The organism is Brevibacillus composti (genome assembly GCF_016406105.1).
Classification (GTDB): domain Bacteria; phylum Bacillota; class Bacilli; order Brevibacillales; family Brevibacillaceae; genus Brevibacillus; species Brevibacillus composti.
Window position 1 is genome coordinate 72,501 of sequence record NZ_CP066308.1, and the last position, 21,816, is coordinate 94,316.

The window sequence follows — 21,816 nt, forward strand, 5'->3', positions numbered from 1 at the left end:
GGCAACGCGTGGAGCTGACGAATACTAATCGGTCGAGGACTTATCCACAACCAATCGCTTAGCAAAGCATGCATATCCAGTTTTCAAGGCGCGAAGGAAGCCATCCGAAAGGATGGCTTTTTGTATTTCGTTCAAAAACGTTTTATAATTTACTGGAACCTCGCCCAGTGACCGATTCTTCCGAAAAAATACGATGAGAAAGTGTGTGAGTGACCAATCATGATACAGACAAACCGTAAAAATCGGACTACACGCCTGATCCTGAGCGGGATAGTAGCTTTGGCCGTCATCATAGCCGCCCTGCTCACCATTCAGGTGACGGCCGCACCGCCAGACGGCACCCGAATGATTCTGGAGCATACGCATCGCACGTACATCTCGCCACCTTGCTTTGAACAGGCGGAAAAGACCAATAATCTAGCGGAAACGACCTTAAAAAAAGCGCTAGAGCACGACTACCGGCCGGAATCCGGTTGTACGGAGCAATCCCTTCAGCCTGTTCAGGTATCAGTTTTCGCCTGGTTGATGGAAAAGCTGGGTATAGTCAAGGGGAAGTGGGACTGGTAAGGAACAGCTAGGGCCCATAAAAAACAGCAAGGGCCTGTAGGGTACGGCAAGGGCCCGCAAGATGCGCCTGTAAGAACCGGCAAGGACCGGAACGGGAAAATCGGTGTGGAGCGTTCTCTTACGTGCATGGACAGCAGTTGGCTTGCTGCAGCGAAGACGCGGCAGCCTTTCTGCTGGTGGCTGGATTCCCTGTCCGCTCGGCAGCACCGGTCACAGATCGGTCAGGAGCCGCCAGGAATTTCCACCCATGACGGGTGATTTTCTCCAACTCTCGTTGTTTTTGCATGACATACATTTCCGCTGCATAGATATGATCCATCGCAATTCGCTCCTTATAATTTGGTCTCAACAGCAAGTTCTGGCTTTCAAAGAATGAACGTCCGCATCCTCTTTCGTGTAAAAGAACTCCCACTCGTTGCCATCCGGATCGACGACCCAGAACTTATCCTGCACCGCATAGCAGCAAGTGGTGTCCGCCTCCTCAGCGGCGATGGAGAGGCCGGCTTCGATCAAACGCCGACGATGAGAAGCGAGGTCCTCCTGCTGGTCGACCTGAAAACCAAAATGGTTTACCTGATTGCCTTGTACGTCGGCAGCGGCATTCAGGGTAAATAAGAGACGAACGGCATCGACTTGAAACTTTGCATAGTCCGGCTTTGCCTTAACAGGCTGCACCCCGAACAGCTTGGTGTAAAAGGCGAGGGAGTTTTCCAGGGACGTGCAGTTGAGACCTAAGTGGACATTTTTCATACATTTTCCTCCTTAATCAAAAAAAGTTGATGTATATATCAAAAAAAATTGATGAAATGGTGAAAAGAAATCAGCAGCATCCGCTGCTGCTTCGAAACACACAGCACAGCTCTTCGGACAACAGCCGGTTTACTTCTATATGGTTCAACCGGTAGTAGTTCCAGACGCCATCTGACTCTTTCTGGATCAACTCAGCCTCAAGCAAAATTTTTAGATGATACGACAGCTTTGATTGCGCCATGTCCATGGCTTCGGCCAAGTCACAGACGCATACCCGGCCATGCTGGGTCAGCTCATGCATGATCTGCAGGCGCTTTTTGTCGGCCAAGGCTTTGAATTTGGCTTCATACAGTGCAAAATCTGTTTCCGCTGCAGGTACTGCCGTGTCTTCTTTCATGATCCATTCCTTTCATCAACATTTTTTGATATAAGCTATCATATAGCACACAGGGTAATATTGGCAATCCCTAAAATCAAATTTTTTTGATATTGGGCACTTCTCCCCCCGTTAGCCGACGAGCCTGCCGATAACGGGATAGGAAAAGGGGCGTCCTTGCAGGGAATAGACAATTCCCTTGATCGGGTAATAAAGCGCTACGAGGCTGAAAACGATGAAAAACGGAATGCCGACCAGGAAAAAGGAGAGAAACGCGGAAATTCCTATCAAAACACTCATAATCACGTGGAACAGCAGGGCTTGCAGGGCCATGCTCTTCACCTCGCGATCTGCCACCAGCAGCCATACCAACAGCGGAACCAGAATGGGGGCAAAAAATGTGCTCGCGTGTGTAATGGCTTTTACGCCTTTGTGATCCATGATAGATCCTCCTATATGAACAAATAATAACGCTGTATGTTTATTGTACTGTACATGACCCGGTTCTGTAACGGTCATCCGCTTGATCTACAGATCATTCTCCAGACGGAGGGAGATTTGCATCACCTGCTTCAGGGAGGGGAAGAGCATTGGAATCGTTGTGGGCGTTGATGAAAAAAGGTAATACCTCCTCCGCCACTGCGGCTCTGGGAAACACAGGCCTTGCGATCGTGAAAGGCATCGCTGCAGCGGTCAGCGGCAGCGGGGCGATGTTTGCTTCCGCAATGCATTCGGTCGCCGATGCGGTGAATCAGGGTTTTGTCTACGGTGGAAGCGTGCTGGCGGAAAAAAAGCCGACCCGCCGCTTTCCTTCCGGGTTTGGCCGCGTCATCAACATCTTTTGCATGGTGGCGGTGATCGTCGTGACGATCATGGCCTATGAGACGATTCGGGAAGGCTTTCATTTGCTGGCTCATCCGGTCCAGGCCAGCCATTTTTTACTCAATCTCGGCGTACTGCTGCTCGCCCTGATCGTAGACGGCTATGTGCTGATCAAAGCGATGAAAGAAATCGGCAGGGAAACCAGAACAGAAGCAGCCGGGATGGGCATCGTCAAAGTCGCCTTTCAAAACGTCGGACGCGCAGCGCCGCCCACTCGCCTCGTTTTTTATGAGGATCTGGTCGCCACCTTGGGTGCTTTGCTGGCCTTGCTCGCTGTCATCGTCTCCCAGCTGACGCCAATTCGTCTGATGGACGGGATTGCCACCATTCTCATCGGTTTTTTGATGGTAGGCGTGGCGTTTAAAGTCGGGTATGACAACATGGTCGGCTTGATCGGCGTAGCGGCTCCCCGTGAAGTAGAAGAGCGGGTAGCCCAATCGATTCTGGCCGACCCGGCTGTGACGGATATCAACCGGATGCGCATTATGCAGGAGGGCCGCTTCTACCACGTGGAGGCCTATCTGGAGCTGGAAAAGGGACTGACGCTGGCGGTTGCCGATGACATCAAGTTTCGGGTAAGGGATCGAATACTGGAAGATCCGGACATCAGCGACGTGACGCTCGGCATTATCGAGGACAATGGCGTCCCTGATTGGAAACCGGAGCAGACAGAAGAGCGGACAGAGCAACAGACCGAGCAACTGACAGAGAAGAGCCAAAGCCGCTGACCGATTCTCTCATCATGTTCACAAACCCTCCATGATTGGTGTGACTCGGGTCACAGCAGCTCGCCTGCGCCCCTCTTTATACTGGGAGATGTAGAGAGGCTGAACTCGATCTCGCGTATAAAGGAGGGGCTGGCATGCTTAGCCAGAACACGATTGCCATCATCAAATCGACAGTACCTGTGCTGGAAGTGCACGGCAAAGCGATCACCACTCGCTTTTACCAAACCATGTTTGCCAAGCATCCGGAACTGTTGAACATATTTAATCACGCCAACCAAAAACAAGGACGCCAGCAAACGGCTCTCGCCAATGCCGTATATGCCGCCGCTGCTCATATCGACCGGCTGGAGACGATCTTGCCCGCAGTCAGACAAATCGCGCACAAGCACCGGAGCCTCGGCATCAAGCCGGAACATTATCCAATCGTCGGCGAAAATTTGCTAGCCGCGATCAAGGACGTACTGGGTGAGGCGGCGACCGATGAGATCATCGATGCCTGGGCGGAAGCATACGGAGTGATCGCGGACGTCTTTATCAATGTGGAGGAGGAAATGTACCGCGAGGCCGAGCGGGCAGAGGGCGGCTGGCGTGATTTCCGTCCCTTTGTCGTCGTGAAAAAAGAAAGGGAAAGTGACGTTATTACCTCGTTCTACCTGAAGCCGCAGGATGGAGGCAAGCTCCCGTCCTTCGTGCCCGGTCAGTACATCACCGTCAAAATGGATATCCCGGGCGAAGCCAACACACATCTCAGGCAGTACAGCTTGTCGGACAGTCCGGGTCAGGATTACTACCGCATCAGTGTGAAGCGGGAAGCGGGCGAAGATGGCAAGCCGGCCGGAATCGTCTCCTGCTATCTCCACGATCATGTCAGGGAAGGCGATGTCCTGCCTGTGAGCGCACCCGCCGGCGATTTTGTTCTCGATACTGCCGCGGACACTCCGGTGGTCCTGATCAGTGGCGGAGTCGGTCTGACGCCGATGTTCAGCATGCTGAAAACCATCGTTGAACGGCAGCCGAATCGGCCCGTCACATATATTCACGCTGCCAGGAACAGTAGCACCCACGCGATGAAGCAGCAGGTGGAAGACCTCGTGAAGCGCCATCCGCACGCCCGGGCCTACGTGCTCTATTCGGAGCCAACCGCAGAAGAACGGGCTCGCGGCTGCTACGACAAGGAAGGCTTTGTCGATTTGCCCTGGCTGCAATCGGTGCTGCCGGGCAACCAGGCGGACTTCTACTTCTGCGGCCCTGTCCCGTTTATGAAAGGTATCTACCGCTCTCTGCGCGAATGGGGTGTGCCCGCAGAGCGGATCCATTATGAATTCTTTGGCCCGATGGGCAGTCTGGAAGAATAATGCTGTCGGGGCTCCATCCCTCTGTTTCCAACGGAGGGATTTTTTTGTACCTTCAGCAAGTTTCCATTCGCCCAACGAGATAAATACAGCGCGCACTCCCTTCGTCCTTTATAATGAGAAAGGATAGGGAGCGTGATAGTTTGCCTTGCAAAAAACAACTTCTCTGGGCAGATCTTTCTCTTTTCTTGATCGCCCTGGCCTGGGGCTATACGTTTATTCTGACCAAAGCCCTTTTGACGGAGATGACTCCGTTTGCCTTTACCGGTTCACGCTTTCTGATCGCTGCGCTGATACTGCTGCCGTTTGTCTGGAAGCGTCTGAAAAACCTCAGCCGCGAAGCGTGGATTCAGGGAGCGCTCTGTGGCCTCGCCCTCTGCGCCGCCTTCACGCTGCAAATTCTCGGAATTGAGCGGACCACGCCGGGAAAAGCGGGGGTCATTACGGGGACAAACGTAATCCTGGTGCCCTTTTTTTATTTTCTCTGGCGAAGGATGCCTGTCAAAAAAGGGGCCGTCCTCGGCTGTCTGCTCGCATTTGTCGGCCTCCTCTGTTTGTCGGGGGACGGCGATTGGACGGGCCTCTCCTTTGGCGATGTGCTCGTTTTCCTCTGTGCCGTCTTTTTTGCCCTGCATATTCTGATGGTCGACCGTGTCTACGAAAAGCTTGGGGAAGTCGATACGCTTTCCTTTGTGATGATCCAGCTTATGGTCGTCGGATTGATCGATATGGCGATTGCCTTGATGATCGAGCCGATTCCGCAACCACTCAGCGCGTACGGATGGTTCGCTTTCTGGTTCGACTGCCTGATCGGGACGCTTTTGGCTTATGTCGTCCAGATCCGCGCCCAGCAGTTCTCACCGCCTGTCCACGTGAGCATCCTGCTGTCGCTGGAGGCTGTGTTTGCCTTTCTCTTCTCCTGGCTGTTGTGGGGGGAACCCTTGACCGCCATGGTCGTCACAGGGGTCGTCCTAATGCTGGCCGGCATTTATGTTACGGAGCTGTCCGATCGCTGATGCTCTCCGCTTGCAAAAACTCCCTCTCCCTGAATCAAGACAGGGGAGAGGGAGTTTTTGTCGTCTTCGTGCCTCGGAAGCGCACCCATTCCGGCAGGATGATGCCCAGCAGGATGATGATGACGCCGAGCCACTGCAGCAGGCTGACGGACTCCTGCAGGATGATGTAGGAAGAAAAGACGGCCATCGGCAGTTCCGCAGCTCCCAGGATGCCGGCCATCCCCGGACCTGTGTGCGGGACTCCGAAATTAAAACAGACGGTAGGGACAAATACGCCAAATGCGGCAAGCAAAAATACATAGCCGAACAAGCCGTCCCAAAGAACGCCGCTGACCAAAAAAGACGGCGGGTAGATCAGGAAAACGAGGAGCATGGACCCGGTTGACATCAGCGAGGTGCGCAGCCAGGAGTTGACTTCCGGAGCCGCCTTGCCGCTGAAAAAGATAAACAGCGTGTAGGAGACAGCAGAGGAGAGACCAAAAGCGATGCCAGCAAACGAAAAGTTGCCAATTCCCTTGTCGAGGATCCCTCCTGCGAGGATGGTCCCCGCAAACAGCAGAATCAGCGAATACAGGGTAATGGCTGCGGGTCTTTTCCTCGTAAGCAACGTCTCCAGCAAAACGCTCATCCAGGTGAACTGAAACAACAGGACAATGGCGATGGAAGCTGGAATGTGCTGCAGCGAATTGTAGTAAAGCAAACCCGTGGAGCCGACAGGAAGACCGACGGCCAAAAGCAGGAGCATTCGCTTCAGGGACGGTCTCTGACGAAGGACGAAGAGAGCAGGAAGCCAGGTCAGCAAAAATCCAAAAAACATCTGCCCGCCTACGACTTCACCTGGTGAATATCCTTGTCCATAGGCCAGTTTCACGATGGTGGACAAAATGCCGTAGCTGCACGCACCCAGGAAGACAAGCAGAAGGTATCGCATGTAATTGTAACTCCTTACCATGAGTTTGTTCCTTGCTAGGATAATACGAACGGTGGCATTTGTCTATTGAAAGGAAAATCATGCGGGGAATTTGCTCGAAATTGAAAAAAGAGGTTTATGGATGAGATGGACGTGGAACGTAATGAAGTGTCGCTTTATTTTTGGTACTAACGGATAGAAGCGACTTTTTTCCAATGACTCAATACTGACCGAGAAGGGGAAGGCAAATGTTGATGAAAGTAAAAGATCGAATATTTGTGGCTTTGCTTTTCTTGTGCCTCGTCCCCATCTTGCTCGTCAGTCTGGTCAATTATCATGCAGCAGAAGAAGCGTTGTTTGAGCAATACGCCGCCAATATTACGGAGCATTTGCAGCAGCTGGATGATCGACAGACGACGCTGGAGGCTTTCGGCGAGTGGTCGCGGCAGGTGGATAATCCGGTCTCCCCGACCTTGGTTATGATCTTTTCCAAAGAGAAGGTGCTGCTGTATCCGCGAAATACGAGTACGCTCAAATGGATCATCAGGGATCAGGACTATGCTTCCCTCCTGCAGTTAGTCCACGAGAGCGGGGGAAAGGAGGTCCTGCTGTACTCCACCTCCGCAGGCGACATGTATCTGTTTTCCCACATCTCCCCGTACACCGGGAGTACATATGTCGAACTATTGCCAGTCAAAGAGATTGAGAACGACCTCGATCCGTTGAAAGAGGTATTGTTCATCGTCACGATTCTCGTGATCCTGTTTGCGGCCATCGTTGCCCACCAGGTAGCCCGCTGGTTTGACAGGCCGATCCGCTCTTTGATCGAGGCTACGGAAGCGCTGCAGCAGGGTGATTTCACGATTCGAGTGGAAAAGCACGGGATGGCCGAAATTGCTCACCTGGAGGATAAATTCAATCAGATGGCTTCCCAGCTGCAAGTGCTGATTCAGCGGGAGCGCAAATACATGCAGGCGGGTCTGGAGCAAATCGTGCGCAGCTTCTATCTCGCCGTAGAGATGAAGGACCCCTATACAGCCGGCCATAGCGAACGGGTAACGGAATACGCGCTGATTATTTACGATCACCTGATAGAAAAAGGGGACTTTTCCCGGGACGACCTGCGATTTGCAGGTCTGATGCACGATATCGGCAAAGTCGCCATTCCCGACCGCGTGCTGTTGAAGGAAGGAAAGCTGACAGACGAGGAATACGAACTGATCAAGCTGCACGCTTCGATCGGGGCCAACATTGTCAACCAGATTGAGAGCCTCTCCCATGTGAGCCCGGGCGTCCGCCACCACCATGAGCGTTGGGATGGCAGGGGATACCCGGACGGGCTGAGCGGAGAAAGGATCCCGCTTATGGGAAGAATCCTGGCCGTAGCCGATACGTTTGATGCGATGACGTCGACTCGCTCGTACCGGCAAGCGATGACGCTGGAAGAGGCTCATGCCGAGATCCTGAGATGCTCCGGAACGCAGTTTGATCCCGCGATTGTCTATGCTTTTCACCGCGCCTTTTCGTCGGGAGCCTGTCATGTTCACATGCAGCGGGTACACCAGAGAAAGGGCGAGGAGGCCGTCGCCGCGAGAGGATAAGGGGGAGATTCCCTCCTTTGGATGGCTTTTTGCCTTGCGATCAAAGTTTATCTTTGGTATGCTATCTTTACCGTGCTAGACGGGGAGGTTGCGGTGCCCTGTAACCTGCAATCCGCAATAGCAGGGTTGAATTCCTATCAGAGGTCTTCTCATGTGAGGCTGCCTTATGGCGGCGGTGTTGAGGAGCGGGTCCTGTGCAACGTGAACCCATGAACCTGGTCAGGTCCGGAAGGAAGCAGCCATAAGTGGATCATCACGTGTGCCGCAGGGTTGCCTGTTCTGAGCTGCGGCCATAAGTAACGCTTGGATGGGAACGATCGAAGGTAGGTGCACGGTACTTCCATACAATCTGGATAACAAAACGGTATGAATCCACCACGGATCGTACCGTTTTTTTATGGTCTCAAAGCAGCCGGGAAACCGCTCTCCCATGACTCTTTTTGTTGCATTCTGACGATCTCTAGCGAAAACATTTCCAGCAAAAAATGACTGCCAAAGCAGGTTTTTCCCATTTTTCCGACGAATTGTTAAGATACGGAAAAGCGCTAAAAACGCGAAGGTCAGGAGGGACAAGCTGTGGGGGGGTCCATTTCGTTACATCTCGTCGGCTCGTCCAATAGATTGCAACAGTTTGTGCAACAGCTGCCGGCCGCCCTTTTTCTGGTAGACGAATCCGGGACGATCGTGGAGGCGAACGAGAGGCTGCTGTGCGAAACCGGCTATCGGCGTGAAGATCTGATTAATCAATCATTTCGCCTCCTTTTGCCGTATCAGGGGACGATGGAGCAATTGTATCAGGAGCTGCTGAACCGGGAAGCAGACCAGTCACTCGAAGTGGAGTGGCGAGACAGCAAAGGGAGGACGGGGAAAGCCTCGGCCATGATCATGGTGCAGGCTGGCGATCACCCCCTGTACCTCATCCAGCTGCTTCAGATGGAGAGGGAGACCCATCAGCATCTGGCGCAGCGGCTGCTCGCCAAATTGACACATGACAGCAGTTTGGGACTGTTCGTCCTGGACGAGAGGGGCTGGATTGTCGAAGCCAGCCATGTCGCTTGCAAACTCTTGGGCAAAAGCCGCCTCGACGTCGTCAACAAACATGTTGACCAAGTGTTTGCCGGTATCCCGGAAGAGCACCGGTTGATCAGACGGGAGCTTTTGGACGGAGTCAAGCTGTACAATATGGCGACTTCATGGACCAATGACAATCAGCGCTATGAATTGATCGTAGACGCAAGCACGCTTCAGGATGAGTCAGGGAAGACGATAGGAGCCTTCTTACTGTTTAAGGATATTACGAATTTGCGTTCGCTTGAACAAAAAATCGAGCGGAACGAAAGGCTGGCGATGATCGGCCAAATCGCCGCGGGAACCGCTCACGAAATCCGCAATCCGCTCACCTCGATCAAAGGTTTTTTGCAAATGTTCCTGCAGTCATTCAGCGAAAACGGAATGGACCGCGAACGAACCTACACAGAAATCATGCTGACCGAAATCAATCGCATCAATTCGCTCGTCAGCGAATTTCTGCTGCTCAGCAAGCCGCGCGATGTCCAATACGCGATCGTCGATCTGAATACCGTCTTCGAGGAAATTTTGCCGATCGTGGAGTCGCAGGCCCTGCTGTACGGCATCGAGGTCCAATTTTCCTCGCGGGGACAACTGCCGCTGGTCGTCGGCGATACGGAACTGTTAAAGCAAGTGTTTATCAATATCTGCAAGAACGGGATCGAGGCCATGGGCGAGCAGGGCACGTTACATATTTCCCATCACGTCGATCCGGAGGGAGACAAGGTCAGCATCGATATCAAGGATACCGGACCCGGCATCCCTCTGTACATTATTGACAAGATCTTTGATCCGTTTTTCACGACAAAGGAAGAGGGGACAGGGCTCGGGCTGTCCGTCTGCCAGAAGATCATACACGACATCGGCGGACAGATTCGCGTATCCACCAAAGGGTACGGCACTACCTTTCATATCCTGCTCCCCTACTTATAAACCGCGATCCCCCTGCCCTCCGGCTTGACACCTGGGGAGGACGGCAATCGAGGCTATATCATCACACGTCCCGCTTTGCAGTACGGGGCGTTTTCTTTGTACGAACCCCACCGATATTGTATAATAGATGAGATCAGGACTTTGCAGATTGGAGTGTCACAAGAACATGGCTTACACCGCGCTGTATCGCGTTTACCGACCGCAAACCTTTCAAGACGTGGTAGGACAAGAGCATGTGACCGTCACTCTGCGCAATGCCTTGCGCGAGCAAAGACTGTCTCACGCTTATCTGTTCAACGGTCCCCGAGGCACGGGCAAAACCAGTGCGGCCAAAATCATGGCCAAGGCTGTCAACTGCGAGCAGCCGCAGGATGGGGAGCCATGCAATCGATGTGATACCTGCAAGGCCATCACGGACGGCTCCGTAACTGATGTGCTGGAAATTGACGCAGCGTCCAACCGGGGTGTCGAGGAAATACGGGATATTCGCGACAAGGTGAAATTTGCCCCGAGCGATGTCAAATACAAGGTGTATATTATCGACGAAGTGCATATGCTGACGACGGAAGCCTTCAATGCCCTCCTCAAAACGCTGGAGGAGCCGCCTTCCCACGTCCTGTTTATTCTGGCGACGACCGAACCGCATAAGCTGCCCGCGACGATCATCTCTCGCTGCCAGCGCTTTGACTTCCATCGCATCTCGCTGCGAGAGATGGTCAAGCGGCTCAGCTATATCTGCCAGGAGCAGCAGGTCCAAGTCGAGGAGCAAGCGCTGACGCTGGTCGCCAAAATGGCGGAAGGCGGGATGCGTGACGCGCTCAGCCTGCTGGACCAGGCAATCAGCTACAGCAGGGATCAGGTGACGGCGGCTGCAATCATGCAGATCACCGGGACGGTCTCCCAGTCGTATTTTTCCACCCTGGCCCGATCCATCGCCAAGCAAGACGTCACTCAGGTGATGGAGCAGTTTGACCGGGTGATGGTCCAGGGGAAAGATCCGGAGCAGTTTTTGCACGATTTTCTCTACTACTACCGGGATATGCTGCTGCTCAAGACAGCCCCGCATCTGGAGGAGATCGTGGAGCGGACGATGATCGACGATCAGTTCGCTGAGGTAGCGACCCTGTATGACATCCCCGATCTCTATACCGCGATCGAGACGTGCAACCAGGCGCTGACCCAGTTGAAATGGTCCACGTACGCCCGGGTACTGGTGGAGCTGACCTTGGTGAAGCTATGCCAGCAGCCGGGGAGAGGGAACACCCAGCAAGCGCAGTCCGCCCCCGTCCAAGGCAGCGTGGCCGGAGAAGATCTGTCCGCGCTCGTCAACCGGATTCGGATGCTGGAGGAAAAACTGAGCCAGCTCGCCCAGGGACAGGGCCTGGCAGCCGCTCCGACGAAGGCGGAAGAGCCGCGAAAGCCGGAAGCGCGCCGGCCTGCTTCCGCAGGAAACGGGTCGCGGACGCCCATGAACAAAGTCCGCGAAGCGGCGATGGCGATCGATGAGGGCCTGACCCGCCAAGTCCGCGGACAATGGAGTCAGATCCTCGCCGATGTGAAAAAGGTAAAAATTCAGCACCAAGCCTGGCTGGTCAACGGGCAACCGGCGGCTGTCGGCAATGACGCTGTCGTCGTGACCTTTACCAGCCCGATCCACTGCGATAAAACCATGGAGCCCGAGCTGAAAAGCGTCATCGAACGGGCGATTTCCGGAGTGGTCGGCAGGCCGCTGCAGCTCCTGTCCGTTATGGAGGAGGAGTGGCAATCGGTTCACCAGCAGGCTGCACAGGGAGACGCTCCCAAAGAGGAGGAGCAGGATCCGTTTGTGGCCGAAGCCATCCGGCTGGTCGGCGAAGGCCTGGTGGAAGTGAAAGAATAAATACCGCATAATCCCTATACATCCGTTAAGGAGGACAATCACGTGAAAAACATGCAACAAATGATGCGTCAGGTAAAGAAAATGCAGGAAGAAATGCAAAAAGCCCAAGAAGGCCTGAAGGAAAAAGTTGTGGAAAGCTCTGCCGGCGGCGGTGCCGTCATGGTGAAAGCGAACGGGCACAAGGAAATCATTGAGATTGCCATCAAGCCGGAAGTCGTCGATGCCGATGACGTCGAAATGCTGCAGGATCTGGTGTTGACAGCCGTCAACGACGCGCTCCGCAAAGTGGATGAATTGGTAGGCAAAGAAATGGGACGCTTTACCGGAGGGATGAACATTCCGGGATTGTTCTAATCGCAAGCGGCAGCCCTGAGAAGGAGTAGAAGCGATGTTTTATCCCGAACCGGTCTCCAAACTAATCGAAGGTTTTATGAAACTGCCTGGCATCGGTCCGAAAACGGCGGGTCGCTTGGCGTTTTTCGTACTGAACATGAAAGAAGATGATGTGCTGGACCTCGCCAAGGCATTGGTCAATGCCAAGCGTCAGCTTCATTACTGTTCGGTCTGCAACAACATTACGGATCTGGACCCTTGCCACATCTGCCGCGACAAACGGCGGGACGGCTCCGTCATCTGTGTCGTGCAAGAGCCGAAAGACGTAGTGGCGATGGAAAAAACCCGCGAATTCGAGGGGTACTACCATGTGCTCCACGGGGCGATTTCTCCGATCGAAGGAATTGGCCCCGAGGATATACGCATCCCGGATCTGTTGAAGCGGCTGGGCGACGAACAGGTGAAGGAAGTGATCCTGGCGACCAATCCCAACATCGAGGGAGAGGCGACAGCCATGTACATTTCCCGCCTGATCAAGCCGTTTGGCATACGGGTGACGCGGATTGCGCACGGATTGCCCGTGGGCGGCGATCTCGAATATGCAGACGAGGTTACGCTGACCAAAGCCTTGGAAGGAAGACGGGAGCTATAGGAAGGCCGGCATCGCCGGTTGAATAGAGAAAGACAGGGGCACCTGTCTTTTTTTTACTTTCAGGTATACCCTGTACACGCCGTAAATTTGCCCGCGCGGCTAGCGCGTGGAAAAAGTGTATTTTTGAGTGGGACGAGACATAGATTGGTAGGGGGAGAGTGAGACAATGCTGAATGGACCGGGGCTTTCGCTCTCGGGCAAGACAGAGAGAGATCGCACGAGAATCTGGGCTGTTCTCTTGTTTATGGGGTATTGGATCATCTTTGCCGCAGAGTTTTTCATGATTCGCTTTCAGCGGGGAGAAAACGGCTTGTGGGTGGCGACCACGGCAGAAGAACCGGCTCCGTGGCTGGTCATTCTGATCTTATGCGTGAGCGGAATCAGCGTTCTGCTGTCGGCCGTCTACGCCGTTCAGCGTGTGCGGACACGGCGACAGCGGGACTGGCTCTGGTTTTCGCCGGAAGTTGCCGGTGTCGATGTCCTGCATGTGATCGCCTGGGTGCACGTCTTTCAGACCTGCACGCTCCTTCTGTATGGTTTGGTTCTGCCGGCGAACCTGTTTGCCGCAGGATCCGCGGGCAGCTTTCTGGAGTCGGCCTCTTTGCAGCTGTTTATTCTGGTCTTGGTGCCGCTGATGTTTCGCGGGCGCCTGAGAGAGCTGGGAGTATGTCGTCCCCGTCGCTTGGGGCTGATGGTCGTCGTCCTGATCCTCCTGTTTCTTGCGGTGATGCTTCTGCTTGATACTGCGGTCACTCGGCCCTTCGCGGAGTGGCTGGGGCTTTCCCTAGACTCCGAGCGGGAAAAACTGATTGAGCGGGAGATCGTCCATGCCAAGGGACAGGATAGCTGGGCGATTTTGGCGTCGCTTTTGGTCATCGGCGGACTGGTTCCCCTCGCGGAGGAGCTGCTGTTCCGTGGGGTGGTGCAAACCTATCTCGTCCGCCGAGCAGGTGCCGTTCTCGGGATTTTCCTCAGCAGTCTCTGGTTTGCCTTGATGCATGTGGATGTGGCCTTGTTTGCTCCGCTGTTCGTGATGGGGGTCTTTCTCGGGTACCTGCGCCATCACTTCCAATCCATATGGGGGGCAGTGATCCTGCACGCACTGAACAACATCGTCGGAGTGCTTTATTACTTCCAATAGGGGGGACTTTAAGTTGGGCTTTTGGAAGCAGGCAAAACCATCAGTCGCCTGGGAAGACGGAATGCTTGAGGAGGCTGTCAACAGCGCCAGACTGGACTGGCAGCAGGCCCAGCATTTGATGGAAATCAGCGAACCGGATCACAGGCTGGAAGACGCTATCTACTATCTGGAGCTGACGGAAAAACGCTATATGTTTCTGCTCTCGCAGCTAAAGCGAGAGCGGGAGCACCATCAAGCGTAGGGAGGGAAAGGTATGACCACAGGGTGGATGATTGCCCTCTTAGTGGCGGGGCTGCTCATCTTGATCGCGGCCAGCAAATCAGGCTGGGGGCCGATTCGCTGGATTGGTTTTGGCGTCATGCAGCTGGTGATTGGCGCCGTATTGCTCTTTTTTGCCAACCTGATTGGAGAGCTGGCCGACTTTCACATACCCATCAACCCGGTGACGGCCCTCTTGACCGGTCTGCTACGCTTGCCGGGACTGGCCGCCTTGATCATCATCAAGCTGTGGATCTTGTAAGCAGGCTTAGCCATCCGTCAACAGAAAGGCGACGCTGCGCCTCTCGTATTTGACGCGGCATTGCTTCGGCACCCGCAGGGAAATCAGTATGGCGATCGCGCGGGGCAGGGCGGCGATCATCGCACCAGCCAACAGGGTGAGGCCATAAGGGGCGGGCAGCCACACGTACAAAGCGGCTGCAAGAAACAAGGTTCCCGCCAGAACGGTCGTTTCCGCCCCGCGGAAGCTGGCCAGCGGAACAGGGAAGCGATAGCCGGCGCCCCACCACGGTGAGAACAGCATGTCCGGAGTAGTCTGGGGGGAGTGTCCGCGCAGCGAGGTGTAGATGCGAAACAGACAGAGATGGAGCACGCTAATCCCCGGCAACACGGCGAGCGACACGATCAGCGAGGAGAGAGGCGTAGCCAGCCAGCGGACGGAGATGAGAAAAAACAGCAGAAAGAGCAGCAGCTGCAGAAAAAGTCCGGCGAGCCGCCAGCGAAAGCGGCGAACCAGCTTATAGCTGTAAATGGTCTGAGTATTCATACGTCACATCCATTCGAGCACTCATTTCCAAAGGCACACGGATCCAGATGCCGCGCGGCTCCTCTCCGGGCCTCTTGGATAGGGCGGCAAGCGAGCGGGAACAGTAAGCAAAAAAGCAAAGCGCACCTGTCTATCCAAGCTAGTTCCATTATGGCACAGCCTCCCGGCAGGAGGAAGACGGAACTGGCGGGGCATTCCTTTCACGCGGATGCCCATAGAAGACGACCGGACTCTTGTGACCGGACGAGCAAAAAGGAGGGGGAGATGGGTTGTCATCCGAGAGCATCCTCACACTCTTGACTGTTCCCGGCGCGAAGCATTCCGAAACGCTGCTCGATGAGTGGGCAGAGCTTGGAATCCGCGTCCTCCCCGCAGACGATGCAAGGGAAGAGGCTGCAAGTGAAATCGGCATAGCAAAAGGGGTCGTTCTGACGGAGCGTCCAAGCGAACCGCTGCCCCTTTTCAAAGCGACAGGCGAGGCGGGGGACGAGCCCCGTCTATTGCTCGTTTACGGAGAGTGCATCCCCTATGGTGCAGCGGATGAATTAACGGCTGCCTATCCGCACCCGAAGTGGGAGGTGGTCCGCCTCTACCGCTTTGCCGACAAGCGGAAGGTGCTGATCGGCGGTGATCCGGGCGGATTCTGGCTGCGAGCGTTGTGCAGGCATGCGGCTAGGAGGGGGATCATCTCGCTGGCCTGCCGCAGAAGAGAGGTGGATGAAGCGGTACGCCAATTATCGCTGTATCTGTCATGGAAAGAACGCTTCTATATGCGGATGAGTGACCGCTGTGACCGCATGGGCGTCCGAGGGCGAGTGGTAGCGCGGGCGATTGGCATGGACAAACGAATCGGACAGGGCTGGCTCCATCCGATGCGCAAGCAGCACGGTCCGTTTTACCGCTGGATCCGCCGCCAACTGCAGCAGCTCGCCGAAAACGTGGACGTGCATCGCATCACGCTATGGGGGCGTCCTGACTTTTGGAGCGGCTTGCCGGCGGCTGGACTGTGGGACAAAGATACCGAAATCCGCCTCTTTTCACCCGATCCCATGGCTGGTACGGAGCAGCTCCCCCGAACCTGGAGGGTGCATACACACTGGCTGCCGGCTTTGGATCAGTCTGACCTTTTGATCATCGGAACGCCCGATCCGTTGATCCAGGAGATACGCCTGCCCGAGCTGGTCAAAGGAATGGCGAAGCCGATCATCCTCGATGCTTGTTCATGCTTTCCGCTCGAAGAAACAGCCTGCTGCCAGATCATCTACCGCACGATCGGCGAAAACACGAACGTTTGGGAATGGAACTGATTATAATGGGGTATAATGGTTGGTAGATTGAGAAAAGGGCAGGCGTTAACCATGGAAAGGATTGCTCAGCGATGCATCGTCTGTGAGGAAGAACGGCTGGACGGGATCGCCATCTGTGAGCAGTTTATCTGCCGCCATTGCGAACAGGAAATGGTGCAGACTGACGTACAAGACGAAAAATATCCATTCTTTATCCATCAAATGAGGCGAATCTGGCTCACAAATGACGCGTAGTTTACGTTCACCAAAGGCATTGGCGCTATGTCCAGTGCCTTTTTTCGTTGGGGCAGACTTCCTGCGATCAATCATGCTACAATGAAACAAGCTGAAAAAAAGGACGTGAACACCGTGCGGGAAAAGAGCCCTGGCTATGGGGAGAGGCAGCGGCGCGCTCCCTTGTACGAACATTTGGATAGACATGCCCAGACCCATCCGCATCCGTTTCATGTGCCGGGCCACAAAATGGGGCGCAGCTTTGATTCGGCCGGCATCCACCGGTTTTCCGACGTCTTGCCGCTGGATGTAACCGAGATCTCCGGCATGGACGATCTGCATGATCCCGCGGGCGTGATTGCCGAAGCGCAGGCGCTGGCTGCGGAAGCATTCGGTGCGGAGGAGACGCGCTTTCTCATCGGGGGCAGTACGGTGGGCAACATGGCCCTGATCATGAGTGTGTGCCGTCCGGGGGACAAAATTCTGGTGCAGCGAAACTGCCATAAATCTGTTTTTCACGGGATGATGCTGGCACGCGCTCATCCTGTCTATATCGTGCCTGCCGTCGATCCGGACAGCGGCGTGGCGGCGGGGATACGGCGAGAAGATGTGGAGCGGGCATTGCAGGTCCATCCGGACGCAAAAGCTGTGTTTATCACCAACCCGACTTATTACGGCATGGGGATCGACCTGGCCAAAATGGCGGCGGTGGTTCACCGGTTCGGGATACCGCTGCTCGTGGATGAGGCGCATGGCTCTCACTACGGTTTCCACTCCGCTTTTCCGCTATCGGCGATGCAGTGCGGCGTCGATGCGGCCGTCCAATCGACGCACAAGATGACCGCCGCGCTGACGATGTCCTCCATGCTTCATATACAGGGGCCGCGGATCGATCGGGAGCGGCTGGCCCGAAGTCTGGCGATCTTGCAATCGTCCAGCCCCTCCTACCTCCTGATGGCCTCCCTCGATCTGGCCAGACGCCATCTGGTCCATGAGGCCGGTCAGGAATGGAGCGAGCTGCTTCCCCAACTGGAGAGGCTGCGGGAGCGCATTCGTTCCCTCGCCTGGCTGGAGCTGGCCGAACTGGGGCCAAGCAGTGTCTATACGACGATGGATCCGCTGAAACTGATGCTGATTTTGCGCACGGATGATCTGGACGGCTACGGGCTGCAGCAGCTGCTGGAGGAAAGCAGCATCTATCCGGAGCTGGCGGACACCTCCCATGTGCTCCTGGCGGCATCGTCCGGGACGAGAGCGGAAGATCTCCATCAGCTGATGCGAGTGCTGGAGTCTCTGCCCTGCCAGTCTGCGCAATCGTCCAGGCGCTTTGCGCAGGCCGGGATGGTCTCGTCCAGTTTTTTACGGGAACAGGCCATGCCGATACATGAAGCGATGGACGCGGAACGAATCAGCATCCCGCTGGAACAGGCCGAGGGCCATATCGCAGGCGAAATGATCATCCCCTATCCGCCGGGAATACCGCTGCTTGCGCCAGGCGAGCGGATTGATGCGCCTTTTCTGCAGCAATTGACAGAGCTGCGGAAAAGCCGGGTCAGGTTTCAAGGGGTGCGGGATGCCAGCCTGCAAACCATACAGGTCGTCAAATACATTCGAAGATAGAGATCTTGGAAGGAGCATTCGCGGTGACAACGAGACAAACAGGCAGGTTCATCACGGTAGAAGGAGCAGATGGGGCTGGAAAATCAACGGTCGCAACCCGCCTGTACGAGGAGCTGTGCAAAAAAGGGTGGAACGTCGTGCTGACGCGGGAGCCGGGGGGCATCGAGATCGCGGAAAAAATCCGCGACATCATCCTCAATCCCGCCTACGTCAATATGGACAAGCGTACGGAAGCCTTGCTCTATGCCGCGGCGAGAAGACAGCATCTGGCGGAAAAGGTGCTGCCTGCACTGAAGGCGGGCATGGTAGTGCTGTGCGACCGCTTTATCGACAGCAGCCTCGCCTATCAGGGGTACGCCAGAGGAATCGGCATCGACGAGGTGTTTGCGATCAATCAATTTGCCGTGGAGAATTGCATGCCGGATCTGACCCTGTACTTTGACGTCCGTCCAGAGGTGGGGCTGGCCCGGATCAATGCGACCAAAGGCCGGGAGATCAACCGGCTGGATCTCGAAGCCCTGGACTTCCACGAAAAAGTCAGAGAGGGATACCGGGTCGTCCGCGAGAGATTTGCTCACCGATTCGTCGTGATCGATGCCGAGAGACCGGTCGATCAGGTGTACCAGGAGGCGCTCAGAGAATTGGAGACTCGTCTGCAGGTTTAAGTACCGAACGGATGTGAACATGCTGTATACTATGTGTAAGAAGAATATCGTTACACAGTACCGGGCTTCCTCATATAATAGGAGGAAGACAGGTAGAACAAAAACTTCGCGGAAAGGGTGAGCGCCGTATGAAGATGGTGGTTGCTGTCGTTCAGGATAAAGACAGTGGTCGTCTGTCACAGCAGTTAGTGAAAAAAGGTTTCCGGGCGACAAAATTGGCGAGTACGGGAAGCTTTTTGCGCGCTGGCAATACGACATTTTTAATCGGTACCAATGACGAAAACCTGCCTGAAGTCATTGAAATTATTCAGCAGAACTGCAAATCACGAAAACAGATGGTCACTCCTGTCTCACCATTGAGCAACGCCGTTGACTCTTTCATGCCGTATCCGCTAGAGGTTCAGGTGGGCGGAGCTGCCGTTTTTGTTCTGGATGTTCAACAGTTCCATTCATTCTAAAAAACAAGCTACTCTCTAGGTGACATGCCATGACATGGACAACACTATCGCAGCAGCCGCGTGCGGCGGAGCTGCTCTATCATAGTCTGCGCAATGACCGGCTGGCTCACGCTTATCTGTTTGCCGGTCCGAGGGGCGCAGGGAAAAAACAGATGGCCCTGCATCTGGCGAAGTCCCTCTTTTGTACGGAAAAAGAAGCGGACGCCTGCGGGGCCTGTCTTGCATGCAGGAGAATTGAAGCGGGAAATCACCCCGACGTGCTGCTGATCACGCCGGACGGGGCTTCCATCAAGATTGACCAGATTCGTCATCTGCAAAAGGAGATGGCGATGCGTGCGGTGGAGTCCTTCCACAAAGTGTACATCATTGAGCATGTCGACAAGATGACGGTGCAGGCGGCCAACAGCCTGCTAAAATTCCTCGAAGAGCCACCGGAGGGTGTGGTAGCGGTACTGCTGACGGAGCAGAGCCACGCGATGCTGCCGACGATTCTGTCGCGCTGCCAAATTGTACAGTTTTCCCCGCTTTCGCCGGAATCGATCGCGGAAAAATTGACGGCGGAAGGAATATCACCAGGACTGGCGAGGATCGTGTCCCACATAACGTCAAATCTGGAAGAAGCTCGTGCGCTCAGCCAAGCAGAATGGTTTGCACAGCTGAGAAATGTAATGATACAATTGGTGCAGGAATGTAAGCAACACAACTCCACGGTTCTTTATACCATTCACGATATGCTTCAAAAGAGCGACAAAATAAAGGAGGAACTACCCCTCTTCTTGGATTTGCTCATCCTTTGGCTGCGCGATATCCTGTATGTGCAAGCAGACAGACATGCCCATCTCATCAACAATGACCAACAGGATGTGTTGCAAGGACAAGCCTTGATTTGGACAAAAACTGAGCTCTTGCACGGAATCGATCTGGTCATGGAAACGAAAAATCGGATAGAGCGAAATGCCAACCCACAGTTGGCCCTTGAGCGGTTGGTTCTTCAAATCCAGGAGGGATAACCTTGTACGAGGTTGTAGGTGTCCGTTTTAAAAAAGCGGGCAAAATATATTACTTTGACCCCGACCAGCTGCCCATCGAGCGGGATTCATCCGTGATCGTAGAGACGGCGAGAGGGGTGGAGTACGGCAAGGTCGTAATCGGCCGCAAGCAGGTAGCCGACTCGGATGTCGTATTGCCGTTGAAGAAAGTCATTCGGATGGCCGACGAAAAGGACGCAAGGCAGGTCGAAGAAAACAAGCAGGCCGCCAAAAACGCGTTTGCCGTCTGTCAGACCAAAATCAAGGAACACAAGCTGGATATGAAGCTTGTCGACGTCGAATACACATTTGACCGCAACAAGATCATTTTTTACTTCACAGCGGACGGCCGCGTCGACTTTCGCGAGCTGGTGAAGGATCTGGCTTCCGTCTTCCGCACGCGGATTGAGCTGCGCCAGATTGGTGTACGCGATGAAGCCAAAATGCTCGGGGGTATCGGGCCTTGTGGACGGCTTCTCTGCTGCTCTACCTTTCTAGGCGATTTCGAGCCGGTCTCGATCAAGATGGCAAAAGATCAGAATCTCTCGCTCAACCCGGCGAAGATCTCCGGCTTGTGCGGACGCCTGATGTGCTGTCTGAAGTACGAAAATGACAACTACGAAAGCACTCGGGATGAGATGCCGGACATTGGGGCAGTCGTCACGACGCCGCTCGGCGCGGGGCGCGTGGTATCCTTGAACATTCTGGACCACTCGATGCAGGTAGAGCTTTCCGAAAACAGACGGATCATGGAATTTACGACGGATGAAGTCATTGTGGGCCAGCCCCACCTGTAAGCGACAGATAGACAAAGTACGGGGAGCCAGGATGAGGTGAGCAAGTGGACAAACGGGAAATCTTCGTCAAGATGGCCAGTATTGAAGAACGAATTGGCGAACTGTATCAAGAAATTGGTGAGTTAAAGGACGTCATCGTGGTCTTGATGGAGGAGAACGCCCAATTACTCGTTGAAAACCAGCACCTTCGCAACCGACTGGACAAAAAAGCGACTGCCTCTCCGCCGAAACAAAAACGGTCGGAGCAGGTTAAAGTAGATGACGCCAAGAAAAAGGTAGTCGGAGAAGGGTATGATAATCTGGCGCGACTCTACGCGGAAGGCTTCCATATTTGCAATGTGCACTTCGGCAGCTTGCGTAAAGAGGGAGATTGCTTGTTCTGCCTCTCTTTCCTCAGCAGCGTGCAAAAGTAAGGAAGCAGACATGAAGCAACTGAATCGGCAAACCAAGCGACCTGATCATTCCTGCAGGTCGCTTTTTCAGACCTAGAAGATT

At 54.5% G+C, this 21,816-nt stretch carries 26 protein-coding genes, 1 rRNA gene and 1 other RNA gene (1 of these 28 cut by a window edge); 22 read left to right on the forward strand and 6 right to left on the reverse strand.

Features of this window, described 5'->3' with window-relative positions:
* Positions 1 to 48, forward strand: a 23S ribosomal RNA gene (locus JD108_RS00435) (it extends 3,051 nt beyond the left edge of the window).
* 171 nt (positions 49 to 219) lie between these two features.
* Complete coding sequence (locus JD108_RS00440) at positions 220 to 567, forward strand: hypothetical protein (RefSeq protein WP_198828092.1); 348 nt, start codon at positions 220 to 222, stop codon at positions 565 to 567.
* Positions 568 to 685: 118 nt separating this feature from the next.
* Here JD108_RS00440 and JD108_RS00445 read toward each other — a convergent pair whose 3' ends face one another.
* The 4 genes from JD108_RS00445 to JD108_RS00460 all read right to left on the reverse strand — a co-directional run bounded on the left by JD108_RS00445 (position 686) and on the right by JD108_RS00460 (position 2,134).
* Positions 686 to 886, reverse strand: coding sequence for a hypothetical protein (locus tag JD108_RS00445; protein ID WP_198828093.1), 201 nt, complete (start codon positions 884 to 886; stop codon positions 686 to 688).
* A gap of 26 nt (positions 887 to 912) precedes the next feature.
* Positions 913 to 1,317, reverse strand: a complete 405-nt coding sequence (locus JD108_RS00450) for an ArsI/CadI family heavy metal resistance metalloenzyme (RefSeq protein WP_198828094.1) — start codon at positions 1,315 to 1,317, stop codon at positions 913 to 915.
* A 70-nt stretch (positions 1,318 to 1,387) separates the two neighbouring features.
* Positions 1,388 to 1,714 (reverse strand): ArsR/SmtB family transcription factor, encoded by a 327-nt coding sequence (locus tag JD108_RS00455; RefSeq protein WP_198828095.1) that lies wholly within the window; start codon positions 1,712 to 1,714, stop codon positions 1,388 to 1,390.
* A gap of 111 nt (positions 1,715 to 1,825) precedes the next feature.
* Entirely contained in the window at positions 1,826 to 2,134 is a 309-nt protein-coding gene (locus JD108_RS00460) for a DUF4870 domain-containing protein (RefSeq protein ID WP_198828096.1), read from the reverse strand.
* A gap of 149 nt (positions 2,135 to 2,283) precedes the next feature.
* On the opposite strand from JD108_RS00460, the gene JD108_RS00465 reads away from it, so the two are divergent.
* The 3 genes from JD108_RS00465 (at position 2,284) to JD108_RS00475 (ending at position 5,671) form a co-directional block, all read left to right on the forward strand.
* Positions 2,284 to 3,303: a cation diffusion facilitator family transporter gene (locus JD108_RS00465; protein ID WP_198828097.1), complete on the forward strand. Its 1,020-nt coding sequence runs from the start codon at positions 2,284 to 2,286 to the stop codon at positions 3,301 to 3,303.
* Between the two features lie 134 nt (positions 3,304 to 3,437).
* Positions 3,438 to 4,658, forward strand: coding sequence for an NO-inducible flavohemoprotein (hmpA, locus tag JD108_RS00470; RefSeq protein WP_198828098.1), 1,221 nt, complete (start codon positions 3,438 to 3,440; stop codon positions 4,656 to 4,658).
* A 140-nt stretch (positions 4,659 to 4,798) separates the two neighbouring features.
* Entirely contained in the window at positions 4,799 to 5,671 is an 873-nt protein-coding gene (locus JD108_RS00475) for a DMT family transporter (protein WP_198828099.1), read from the forward strand.
* 34 nt (positions 5,672 to 5,705) lie between these two features.
* Here JD108_RS00475 and JD108_RS00480 read toward each other — a convergent pair whose 3' ends face one another.
* Positions 5,706 to 6,602 carry an EamA family transporter gene (locus tag JD108_RS00480; RefSeq protein WP_198828100.1) on the reverse strand — a complete coding sequence of 299 codons (897 nt, stop codon included), beginning with the start codon at positions 6,600 to 6,602 and terminating at the stop codon, positions 5,706 to 5,708.
* A gap of 233 nt (positions 6,603 to 6,835) precedes the next feature.
* Here JD108_RS00480 and JD108_RS00485 point away from each other — a divergent pair, with 233 nt between their 5' ends.
* The 9 genes from JD108_RS00485 to JD108_RS00525 all read left to right on the forward strand — a co-directional run bounded on the left by JD108_RS00485 (position 6,836) and on the right by JD108_RS00525 (position 14,708).
* Entirely contained in the window at positions 6,836 to 8,182 is a 1,347-nt protein-coding gene (locus JD108_RS00485; protein WP_228728253.1) for an HD-GYP domain-containing protein, read from the forward strand.
* Positions 8,183 to 8,252: 70 nt separating this feature from the next.
* Positions 8,253 to 8,517, forward strand: an RNA gene (gene ffs / locus JD108_RS00490) — signal recognition particle sRNA large type.
* A 241-nt stretch (positions 8,518 to 8,758) separates the two neighbouring features.
* Positions 8,759 to 10,183, forward strand: a complete 1,425-nt coding sequence (locus tag JD108_RS00495) for a PAS domain-containing sensor histidine kinase (RefSeq protein WP_198828102.1) — start codon at positions 8,759 to 8,761, stop codon at positions 10,181 to 10,183.
* A gap of 166 nt (positions 10,184 to 10,349) precedes the next feature.
* Entirely contained in the window at positions 10,350 to 12,062 is a 1,713-nt protein-coding gene (gene dnaX, locus JD108_RS00500; protein WP_198828103.1) for a DNA polymerase III subunit gamma/tau, read from the forward strand.
* A 42-nt stretch (positions 12,063 to 12,104) separates the two neighbouring features.
* On the forward strand, positions 12,105 to 12,416 hold the full coding sequence (locus tag JD108_RS00505) for a YbaB/EbfC family nucleoid-associated protein (protein WP_198828104.1): 312 nt from the start codon (positions 12,105 to 12,107) through the stop codon (positions 12,414 to 12,416).
* A 34-nt stretch (positions 12,417 to 12,450) separates the two neighbouring features.
* Positions 12,451 to 13,047 (forward strand): recombination mediator RecR, encoded by a 597-nt coding sequence (recR, locus tag JD108_RS00510; protein ID WP_198828105.1) that lies wholly within the window; start codon positions 12,451 to 12,453, stop codon positions 13,045 to 13,047.
* A gap of 166 nt (positions 13,048 to 13,213) precedes the next feature.
* On the forward strand, positions 13,214 to 14,188 hold the full coding sequence (locus tag JD108_RS00515) for a CPBP family intramembrane glutamic endopeptidase (RefSeq protein WP_198828106.1): 975 nt from the start codon (positions 13,214 to 13,216) through the stop codon (positions 14,186 to 14,188).
* A 13-nt stretch (positions 14,189 to 14,201) separates the two neighbouring features.
* Complete coding sequence (locus JD108_RS00520) at positions 14,202 to 14,429, forward strand: DUF2508 family protein (RefSeq protein WP_198828107.1); 228 nt, start codon at positions 14,202 to 14,204, stop codon at positions 14,427 to 14,429.
* A gap of 12 nt (positions 14,430 to 14,441) precedes the next feature.
* The gene (locus tag JD108_RS00525; protein WP_198828108.1) at positions 14,442 to 14,708 is read left to right on the forward strand and encodes a pro-sigmaK processing inhibitor BofA family protein; all 267 of its coding nucleotides are present in this window, start codon (positions 14,442 to 14,444) and stop codon (positions 14,706 to 14,708) included.
* 6 nt (positions 14,709 to 14,714) lie between these two features.
* On the opposite strand, the gene JD108_RS00530 is transcribed toward JD108_RS00525, so the two are convergent.
* A complete protein-coding gene (locus tag JD108_RS00530; protein ID WP_198828109.1) occupies positions 14,715 to 15,233 on the reverse strand; it encodes a hypothetical protein in 519 nt (172 codons plus the stop codon).
* A gap of 269 nt (positions 15,234 to 15,502) precedes the next feature.
* Here JD108_RS00530 and JD108_RS00535 point away from each other — a divergent pair, with 269 nt between their 5' ends.
* From JD108_RS00535 to yabA, 8 genes are all read left to right on the forward strand, one after another.
* Entirely contained in the window at positions 15,503 to 16,540 is a 1,038-nt protein-coding gene (locus JD108_RS00535; protein ID WP_198828110.1) for a hypothetical protein, read from the forward strand.
* Between the two features lie 51 nt (positions 16,541 to 16,591).
* Positions 16,592 to 16,774, forward strand: a complete 183-nt coding sequence (locus JD108_RS00540; protein WP_198828111.1) for a sigma factor G inhibitor Gin — start codon at positions 16,592 to 16,594, stop codon at positions 16,772 to 16,774.
* A gap of 114 nt (positions 16,775 to 16,888) precedes the next feature.
* A complete protein-coding gene (locus JD108_RS00545; RefSeq protein ID WP_407649388.1) occupies positions 16,889 to 18,373 on the forward strand; it encodes an aminotransferase class I/II-fold pyridoxal phosphate-dependent enzyme in 1,485 nt (494 codons plus the stop codon).
* Positions 18,374 to 18,396: 23 nt separating this feature from the next.
* On the forward strand, positions 18,397 to 19,038 hold the full coding sequence (tmk, locus tag JD108_RS00550) for a dTMP kinase (protein WP_198828113.1): 642 nt from the start codon (positions 18,397 to 18,399) through the stop codon (positions 19,036 to 19,038).
* 128 nt (positions 19,039 to 19,166) lie between these two features.
* On the forward strand, positions 19,167 to 19,496 hold the full coding sequence (locus JD108_RS00555) for a cyclic-di-AMP receptor (protein ID WP_198828114.1): 330 nt from the start codon (positions 19,167 to 19,169) through the stop codon (positions 19,494 to 19,496).
* Between the two features lie 29 nt (positions 19,497 to 19,525).
* On the forward strand, positions 19,526 to 20,506 hold the full coding sequence (holB, locus tag JD108_RS00560; RefSeq protein ID WP_198828115.1) for a DNA polymerase III subunit delta': 981 nt from the start codon (positions 19,526 to 19,528) through the stop codon (positions 20,504 to 20,506).
* Between the two features lie 2 nt (positions 20,507 to 20,508).
* Positions 20,509 to 21,321: a PSP1 domain-containing protein gene (locus tag JD108_RS00565; RefSeq protein WP_198828116.1), complete on the forward strand. Its 813-nt coding sequence runs from the start codon at positions 20,509 to 20,511 to the stop codon at positions 21,319 to 21,321.
* A gap of 44 nt (positions 21,322 to 21,365) precedes the next feature.
* Positions 21,366 to 21,734, forward strand: a complete 369-nt coding sequence (gene yabA / locus JD108_RS00570; RefSeq protein ID WP_198828117.1) for a DNA replication initiation control protein YabA — start codon at positions 21,366 to 21,368, stop codon at positions 21,732 to 21,734.
* The last annotated feature ends 82 nt before the right edge of the window (positions 21,735 to 21,816 follow it).

What these genes read in the sequence shown, in the direction of transcription:
- JD108_RS00515 (WP_198828106.1), top strand. Translation starts at nt 13,214, where the DNA reads ATGCTGAATGGACCGGGGCTTTCGCTCTCGGGCAAGACAGAGAGAGAT.
- JD108_RS00540 (WP_198828111.1), top strand. Translation starts at nt 16,592, where the DNA reads ATGGAAAGGATTGCTCAGCGATGCATCGTCTGTGAGGAAGAACGGCTG.
- recR (WP_198828105.1), top strand. Translation starts at nt 12,451, where the DNA reads ATGTTTTATCCCGAACCGGTCTCCAAACTAATCGAAGGTTTTATGAAA.
- JD108_RS00525 (WP_198828108.1), top strand. Translation starts at nt 14,442, where the DNA reads ATGACCACAGGGTGGATGATTGCCCTCTTAGTGGCGGGGCTGCTCATC.
- JD108_RS00460 (WP_198828096.1), bottom strand. Translation starts at nt 2,134, where the DNA reads ATGGATCACAAAGGCGTAAAAGCCATTACACACGCGAGCACATTTTTT.
- dnaX (WP_198828103.1), top strand. Translation starts at nt 10,350, where the DNA reads ATGGCTTACACCGCGCTGTATCGCGTTTACCGACCGCAAACCTTTCAA.
- JD108_RS00445 (WP_198828093.1), bottom strand. Translation starts at nt 886, where the DNA reads ATGGATCATATCTATGCAGCGGAAATGTATGTCATGCAAAAACAACGA.
- JD108_RS00480 (WP_198828100.1), bottom strand. Translation starts at nt 6,602, where the DNA reads ATGCGATACCTTCTGCTTGTCTTCCTGGGTGCGTGCAGCTACGGCATT.
- JD108_RS00455 (WP_198828095.1), bottom strand. Translation starts at nt 1,714, where the DNA reads ATGAAAGAAGACACGGCAGTACCTGCAGCGGAAACAGATTTTGCACTG.
- hmpA (WP_198828098.1), top strand. Translation starts at nt 3,438, where the DNA reads ATGCTTAGCCAGAACACGATTGCCATCATCAAATCGACAGTACCTGTG.
- holB (WP_198828115.1), top strand. Translation starts at nt 19,526, where the DNA reads ATGACATGGACAACACTATCGCAGCAGCCGCGTGCGGCGGAGCTGCTC.
- JD108_RS00485 (WP_228728253.1), top strand. Translation starts at nt 6,836, where the DNA reads ATGAAAGTAAAAGATCGAATATTTGTGGCTTTGCTTTTCTTGTGCCTC.
- JD108_RS00440 (WP_198828092.1), top strand. Translation starts at nt 220, where the DNA reads ATGATACAGACAAACCGTAAAAATCGGACTACACGCCTGATCCTGAGC.
- JD108_RS00555 (WP_198828114.1), top strand. Translation starts at nt 19,167, where the DNA reads ATGAAGATGGTGGTTGCTGTCGTTCAGGATAAAGACAGTGGTCGTCTG.
- JD108_RS00530 (WP_198828109.1), bottom strand. Translation starts at nt 15,233, where the DNA reads ATGAATACTCAGACCATTTACAGCTATAAGCTGGTTCGCCGCTTTCGC.
- JD108_RS00450 (WP_198828094.1), bottom strand. Translation starts at nt 1,317, where the DNA reads ATGAAAAATGTCCACTTAGGTCTCAACTGCACGTCCCTGGAAAACTCC.